The following is a 6,000-nucleotide window of genomic DNA, read 5'->3' as shown; positions in this document are numbered from 1 at the left end:
TACCTCGCCGGCCTCCACCTCCGCGCCTCGATGATCTGGGTCAATGACCTCCTGCAGGCAACTGATTGATCACAACCACACACAGGCCCTAGTGGTCGTAGGCGGTCAGTGCGCGCATGACTGGTTGGCCGCGCATGGAGCCGGCTCCCCTCATCAGGCCCCTTGGAATTGATCATCTAGGCTGGCGCGGTGACTGATGAGCAGGAGCGGGTGCAGCCGTCGGGAGTGTGGGCCACGGCGGTGGGGGTGGCCAGGGTGCGGGCGCTGGAGACCGAGCGGGAGAACGCGCTGTTCCGCGACCCACTGGCACAGGCCTTCGCCACCGCCGGCGGCCTGTGGCCCTCCTCGCCGCCGCTGCCCGATGACGAGGCCGCGCGACGCCGCCGGCTGGCCGTGTCGTTCTCCATCGTCATCAGGACGAAGTTCCTCGACGACGTGTTGCAGCAGGCCTCCGCGTCCGGGGTCCGGCAGGTCGTGCTGCTCGGCGCCGGCATGGACAGCCGGGCCTTCCGGATGGACTGGCCCGAGGGCACCCGGCTGTTCGAGGTCGACACCGCCGCGCCACTGGACTTCAAGGCTTCGGTGCTGCGCCAGGAGCGGGCCGTCGCACGCTGCGAGCGGATCACCGTCGCGGTGGATCTGCGTGAGGACTGGCCAGGCGCGCTGGCCGCCGCGGGGCACGACCCGGCCGTGCCGACCGCGTGGATCGCCGAAGGACTACTGATCTATCTGCCCGAGGACGCGGTGGAGCTACTGCTGGCCCGGATCAGCACGCAGTCGGCGGCAGGCAGTCGGATGGGGCTGACATTGGGCTCGCGCGGCGTGATCGAGCGCTTCGGCGCGGACGCCGCGCCGGGATCGGCGGCGTCCATGTGGGTCTCGGAGATGCCCGACGACCCGGTGGGCTGGCTGGCCGGGCACGGCTGGGAGGCCGACAGCCACACCCTGCGCGAGCGCGCTGCCGCCTACGGCCGCCCGATCAGCACCCCGCCGCGGCGCGAGGAGCGGCCCGGCGGACTGATCTCGGCGGTCCGCCGGTAGAGCGCCTCCTGGTTCCCTAGATGATCGATTCCAAGGGGGCCGGGCCTGATGAGTGGAGCCAGGTTCATGCGCGACCAGCCAGTCATGCGCAAACTGACCGCCTACGACCACTAAAGTTCGCCCGAAAATCGCCTGGCTGGACGGTGGTGTGGTCGACAGTCCTTCGTCGTGAACGAAGTGCTGCCTCAGTTGAACGAGCTGCTCGCGTCCCACGCCGGCCCAGCCTGAGGAACCGCAGGAAGAGGCGGAGCCAGCTGCGTCGCCCTGGCCGACAGGGCACCGGTTCGCCGCACGCACCCGCGCCAAGCACGCCACCATCCACGCTCTCCTCGCCCGCCGGGCACAGCAAGCGGTCCGTCGCCCGGCAGCTCGGGATGACCCTCGACACGCTCTTGCGTTTCTCCCGTGCCGCTACTGCGGAGAAGATGTTCACCGGGCAGTGGCAAAGCCGTGCGACCAGGCTCGATGACTACAAGCCCTAATTCCTTGGTAACGGCACCGGTGAGGCTTCTCGGAGCACTGCCGGGCTGTTCGAGTGCGGGACTGTGACGCCTTCCTGGACCCCGGCTGACGAAGCCTCCACTGAGAGCGGCGCACGAACCGTACTTAAGCATTGGGACATGACGCCTTACGTCTTCCTGGCTCCGAGCCCTCGCGAGAGAGCGGCCCAGGTCCCCGTGCTCATAGTGGTGGCGGTCGCGTGGACGCCGGGCGGACAATCAAGAGCCTCGCGGCAGCCGTCCCCGCGCTCAGCCTGCCCTGGCCGGCCGAGGACCCATGGCCCGGGCAGAGCGCTCGCCAGGTCGCCGAGGTCAGCGGCAAGACCAAGCTCAGCACTCCCGTCGTTCCGCCGGGAACTTGGTTCCCGCTGATCCGCGCGGCCTGGGCCTACATCCACGACTTCGCCCCCGACATCATGCGCGCCGACCGCCGCCATGAAGAGCTTCTCGCCGCCGCGAATCCGATGTCGTCCGGTCTCGACGCGCGGCTCGAGGAGTGGCTCGCCGACCCACAGGACAAGGTCCCCATTCACACCGTGCCTTCGTGTGATCTGGTCCCCCACGTGAACTGGAGCCTCCTCACGCTCCTTCTCGGCTACAACGCGGTTCACCGTTCGGCGTTCTCCGACTCCCTCAGCAACACTGCCAAGGCCCGGCTGCGGCGACGTGCCCTCGTCCTGGAGGTAGTTGCCGCACGGCGAATTACGTCCCATGCGCTGGTGGGCGACCTCGCGCAAGTCATTCGGCCGGACGGTAGCACCGGCCCATGGCATCACGGAATCGACCCGCGCGGCTTGAGGGACCTGAAACTGGCTCTGCGCGATGCGGCATTCGTGCTGGTCGTCGGCTTGTCGATGATGCGCGACTCCGAGATTCAGGAGATCCTGCGGGCACCTGTCGTCGAGCACTACAGCACTCTGCCATCTCCTCCTCGAAGATCAAGGGCACCACCAGCCGCCCCGGCAAGCACTGGTGGATCGCTGAACCCCTCGTCGAGGCACTTGCGGTCGCCGAGGCCGTCTCCTCCCACGATGAACGCGTCTTTGCCGCTGTCGGACCGGGCGCAGGCTTCGACGGCGCCATCAACGGCGTCAAGTTGCTGAAGTCGTTCATGAGACTCGTCAACTCCCACCGCGAGTGGACGGGACTCGACGAGATCCCCCTCACGTATCTCCGGCCACACATGTTCCCCCGGACGATGGCGATGCTCACCGACCAGTTCCCCGGCTCCGAGATCGCTACGGGCATTCAGCTCAAACACCTCGCCAAGCGAGCCCTGGCTAACGCCACCACCCGAAGCTATGCCGCATCCGATTCCGAGTGGGCCACATACCTCGGAGATGCCCTCGGCAACGTCAAGTTCCGCAAGATCAAGGACCTTTACGAGCGCCACACTGGAGGCGAGGAAATCGGCTTCGGCCCCGGCGCCGACCGAGTCAAAGACGCCTTCGACCAGATCGAGGCCACCGTCAAAGCCCGCACCGGAGACGCCCGCACCGCGGACACCCTCTTGCGCACCACACGGATCCACATCCGATTCGGCATGCTCAACAACTGCACCGCCGACCACACCAACCCCGTCGGTGCCGTCTGCCTCGAGAACGCGATCATCCCCGAGGGACACACCGGCCCGCTTGACGAACGCTGTCGACCCGATCGATGCGCCAACAGCATGATCGGCCCCGAGCACCTCCCGATCTATGAGTCTCACCAGCGCAAGCAACTCGAGCTCATCAACAGCCCCTCCACACCCGCCTGCCGCCGCGACCTCGCCGAACGCGAACTCGACATCACCCGCAACATCCTCAAGATGGCCGGTGATCCCCGGTGACCCGACCCACCGACGCTCCAGAGGACACGGTCAGCCCCAAGATCGCCGCGGCCCTGCGAGCCGCGATGACTCGTTTCTTCGAGGGACGGCCGCAGCGGACCGATGGTCGCCTCACCAAGGAGAATCTCTCCAGAGAAGCCCAGGTCAGCCGCGCGACCATGAACCGGGCTCAGGCCGTTCCAGCCGAGTGGGACGCCCACATTGCGGCCCGCGGCAAGGCCACCCCCGGTGAGGCGAAACGCGATGCCGCCATCGCCCACCTCAAGAGGCGCCTGACCGCGAAGACCCAGGAGTGCACGCTCCTGGAGAAGAAGCTGAAGGCCGCCCAGACGGCGATCGCGGCCCTCTTCCATGACAACGAAGCCCTACGGCAGCAACGCGCCAAGGATGCCTCAACCACCGTTACACCTTTCCGCCCTCGCGGCCCCCGCTGAGCATCAGGTCACATGCACGGCTCGCTGAGTTCGGGCACCCCAGCCTCCACCGTCCGAGCGCGCGAGAAGTGCAGGGGATTTTTGCCTGTTCCAGTGCGACGCACGTCAGCTGCGGGGTAGCGCGCCTAGGAGGGTTGCTGTCAGGGCCAGCTTCAAGTAGTCCTTCAGCTCCAGGTGGAAGCGGGCGAGGTCGGGCTCGGCCTGGTAGGCCGCCTGCAGGCTGGGTGGGGGTGTGCTGTACGCCGGCAGCGCGCCGGCCATGAGCATGGTTTGCAGGCTGAACAGTGTTGCGTGCTCGCCCAGCTCCGGCAGGTACTTCAGGATCAGGGTGGTCATGGTGGTCAGGCGGTCCAAGGAGGCGCGCTTGTAGCGTGCTACGACCTCGACGGAGACGTTGTGTTCCAGGACGCTGCTCTGTGCACCGAAGAGGTCGCACAACACCACTCGGCCGGAGAGTGAGCGGCTGAGAATCTCGGCCACCGCTGCCGCTCGCTCGGCCATGGGCAGATTCTCGTCGATGCCGGCGGCCAACTCGTCTGCCAGTTCCGTCAGCCACTCCTGCAGGAGGCGGTCCAGCAGTTCCAGCAGTACCGCCTCGCGAGACTCGAAGTAGCGCAGCACGTTCGGCTTCGCCAGTCCCACGCGGCGGCTGAGCTCGTTCAGGGTGACCGCGGCCACGGGCATCTCATCGAGCATCGCCAACGCCACGTCGAGGATCGCCCGTCGGCGGATCTCCCGCTGCTCTTCGGTTCGTGCCCGCTGGAAAGTCACGATCACCAGCCTAACTTAGGTACCTCCGGTACGTTGACAACGTACCGGAGGTACTTTAACGTCGCGAATGCAAGATACCTTCGGTACGTAATTGGATGAGGGTCCGACATGAGTGAAAAGTGGACGACGGCGAATATTCCGGACCAGGGCGGGCGGGTAGCCGTGGTGACCGGGGCCAACACCGGACTGGGGTACGAGGCCGCCAAGGCGCTCGCCGAGCGCGGGGCGTCCGTGGTGCTCGCCGTGCGCAACGTAGAGAAGGGCGAACAGGCCGCGGCCCGCATGACCGGCGACGTGACCGTGCAGGCGCTGGACCTGACCTCGCTCGACTCCGTCCGGACCGCGGCGGCGTCGCTGCGGTCCCGGCTCGACCGGATCGACCTGCTGATCAACAACGCCGGCGTGATGTACACCCCGAAGCAGACCACCCAGGACGGCTTCGAGCTGCAGTTCGGCACCAACCACCTCGGCCACTTCGCGCTCACCGGGCTGCTGCTGGACCTGATGCTGCCGGTGCCCGGCTCGCGCGTGGTGACGGTCAGCAGCACCGGCCACCGCATCCGGGCCGCGATCCACTTCGACGACCTCCAGTGGGAGCGGTCGTATAGCCGACCCGGCGCCTACGGTCAGTCCAAACTGGCCAACCTGATGTTCACGTACGAGCTGCAGCGCCGGCTCGCCCCGCACGGCACCACAGTCGCGGTGGCCGCCCACCCCGGTATGTCCAGCACGGAACTCACGCGCCACTCTCCCGCGGCCCTCCGTCTTCCGCTCACCTGGCTCGCGCCACTGATCACCCAGACGCCGGCGATGGGCGCGCTGCCGACCCTGCGCGCCGCCACCGACCCCGCCGCGCTCGGCGGCCAGTACTACGGCCCCGGCGGACGCAACGAGGTCAAGGGCCACCCCCGGCTGGTCACCTCCAGCCCGCAGTCGTACGAGGCAGCCGTCCAGCAGCGGCTGTGGGCCGTCTCCGAAGACCTCACCGGGGTACAGTTCCCCATCGCGGAGTCCAAGCAGAGCCCGTTTCCCTCCGGATCGGCCACCACCATGTAGCTCGCGCTGGTAGCAGGCGCCGACCCGTCGCGACGCAAGCGGGCAGCGCCAAAACCGACGAGGCGCACGCACTCCGCTTCGAGGGCGATCATCCGCTCATCGCCGTGCAGGCCGCTTGCGGGCGCATACGTCCAAGTGGGCGGTACTTGGCGGTTTCGCCCTCGGGAACCTGCTGAAAGAACATCTGCATCAGATGATGCCTGGATGCCTTCGCCGGATGGCAGAACGGCCTGTGCCGCCCCCAAGCCCGCGAACTACTCAAGGTGGCGCCGACTCCGGCACAGGCCGCTCGGCTCAGCCGCGCACAGCTCCGCTCCGCCCTCAAACGGGCCGGTCGCAGCCGCGACAGCAGGACTCGAACTCCTGC

6 protein-coding genes and 2 pseudogenes are annotated in these 6,000 nt (G+C 67.5%); 6 read left to right on the top strand and 2 right to left on the bottom strand.

Features of this window, described 5'->3' with window-relative positions; translation table 11 throughout:
* The first annotated feature begins 225 nt into the window (after window positions 1-225).
* From ACWGJY_RS17375 to ACWGJY_RS17360, 4 genes are all read left to right on the top strand, one after another.
* Window positions 226-1,041, top strand: coding sequence for a class I SAM-dependent methyltransferase (locus ACWGJY_RS17375; protein ID WP_453261656.1), 816 nt, complete (start codon window positions 226-228; stop codon window positions 1,039-1,041).
* Between the two features lie 700 nt (window positions 1,042-1,741).
* A complete protein-coding gene (locus tag ACWGJY_RS17370; RefSeq protein ID WP_453261647.1) occupies window positions 1,742-2,644 on the top strand; it encodes a hypothetical protein in 903 nt (300 codons plus the stop codon).
* An 8-nt stretch (window positions 2,645-2,652) separates the two neighbouring features.
* On the top strand, window positions 2,653-3,372 hold the full coding sequence (locus tag ACWGJY_RS17365) for a hypothetical protein (RefSeq protein WP_453261646.1): 720 nt from the start codon (window positions 2,653-2,655) through the stop codon (window positions 3,370-3,372).
* Window positions 3,369-3,806: a hypothetical protein gene (locus ACWGJY_RS17360; protein WP_453261645.1), complete on the top strand. Its 438-nt coding sequence runs from the start codon at window positions 3,369-3,371 to the stop codon at window positions 3,804-3,806. The genes ACWGJY_RS17365 and ACWGJY_RS17360 overlap by 4 nt, the downstream gene beginning before the upstream one ends.
* Before the next feature lie 105 nt (window positions 3,807-3,911).
* Here ACWGJY_RS17360 and ACWGJY_RS17355 read toward each other — a convergent pair whose 3' ends face one another.
* Complete coding sequence (locus ACWGJY_RS17355) at window positions 3,912-4,577, bottom strand: TetR family transcriptional regulator (RefSeq protein ID WP_453261655.1); 666 nt, start codon at window positions 4,575-4,577, stop codon at window positions 3,912-3,914.
* 108 nt (window positions 4,578-4,685) lie between these two features.
* Between ACWGJY_RS17355 and ACWGJY_RS17350 the strand changes: the two genes are divergently transcribed.
* Window positions 4,686-5,633, top strand: a complete 948-nt coding sequence (locus tag ACWGJY_RS17350; protein WP_453261644.1) for an SDR family NAD(P)-dependent oxidoreductase — start codon at window positions 4,686-4,688, stop codon at window positions 5,631-5,633.
* A 17-nt stretch (window positions 5,634-5,650) separates the two neighbouring features.
* Here ACWGJY_RS17350 and ACWGJY_RS17345 read toward each other — a convergent pair.
* Window positions 5,651-5,725 (bottom strand): annotated as a pseudogene (locus tag ACWGJY_RS17345) (hypothetical protein); the annotation flags it as partial.
* 108 nt (window positions 5,726-5,833) lie between these two features.
* On the opposite strand from ACWGJY_RS17345, the pseudogene ACWGJY_RS17340 reads away from it, so the two are divergent.
* Window positions 5,834-5,977 (top strand): annotated as a pseudogene (locus ACWGJY_RS17340) (IS110 family transposase); the annotation flags it as partial.
* Window positions 5,978-6,000 lie beyond the last annotated feature (23 nt).

The organism is Streptomyces sp. NPDC054765, assembly GCF_053612065.1.
The sequence above is the reverse complement of the archived record's forward strand: the minus strand, read 5'-3'. Positions and strand labels throughout refer to the sequence as shown.

Coding starts and splice junctions, on each gene's coding strand:
- ACWGJY_RS17365 (WP_453261646.1), top strand. CDS start 2,653: ATGAGACTCGTCAACTCCCACCGCGAGTGGACGGGACTCGACGAGATC.
- ACWGJY_RS17350 (WP_453261644.1), top strand. CDS start 4,686: ATGAGTGAAAAGTGGACGACGGCGAATATTCCGGACCAGGGCGGGCGG.